Origin of the sequence: Mesorhizobium sp. M1A.F.Ca.IN.020.06.1.1, assembly GCF_004023265.1 — a bacterium.
GTDB lineage: Bacteria > Pseudomonadota > Alphaproteobacteria > Rhizobiales > Rhizobiaceae > Mesorhizobium.
The window spans coordinates 1-493 of the sequence record NZ_RZSR01001764.1 but is presented as its reverse complement, the minus strand read 5'-3'; the positions used below and the strand labels follow the sequence as shown (position 1 = coordinate 493).

The window sequence follows — 493 nt, the reverse complement described above, 5'->3', positions numbered from 1 at the left end:
GTGTAGGCGCGGCCGAGATCGAGCGATCCGGTCGAGAGACGGGCCAAGACCTGGCCGTCATAACTGTCGATGACATAGGCGAGCGGTATCAGCTTCTCGCCGTCGGTCTTCTGGTCGCTGACGACCGCATAGCCCCAGGCCTTGAGCGAGGCTTCAAGCGCGCCGCCGAAGGGCGAGCCGTCGGGCTTGAGCAGGATCGTCCCCGTGCCGGGTCCGACATGCTCGGCAAGCCGGCTCACCATGTCCCCGGCGATGGCGCTCGCCGCCGGGCCGGAGATCTCCGGCGGCGCGGAGCTGGCGACGAGCTTGTCCGTTCCGGTGGTCTGGCAGCCGCCGACAAGTGCCGCAACGACAGTCAATGCGAGGAAGTGCGTGAGGAGGCGGACAACCGACATCGCCTACCCTCCCCGCCTGATGCTGATCTTCTCCCGGCGCCAGCCGACGCCCGAGACCAGCACGGCGCGATCAACGTGATAGTCGACCACCATCATGT

At 67.1% G+C, this 493-nt stretch carries 1 protein-coding gene and 1 pseudogene; both read right to left on the bottom strand.

Annotated elements, in window-relative coordinates; genetic code table 11:
- On the bottom strand, positions 1-395 hold a 395-nt coding region (gene trbH / locus EOA60_RS36775), incomplete at its 3' end, for a conjugal transfer protein TrbH (RefSeq protein WP_128312817.1).
- 3 nt (positions 396-398) lie between these two features.
- Positions 399-493, bottom strand: a pseudogene (locus EOA60_RS39550) (P-type conjugative transfer protein TrbG); the annotation flags it as partial.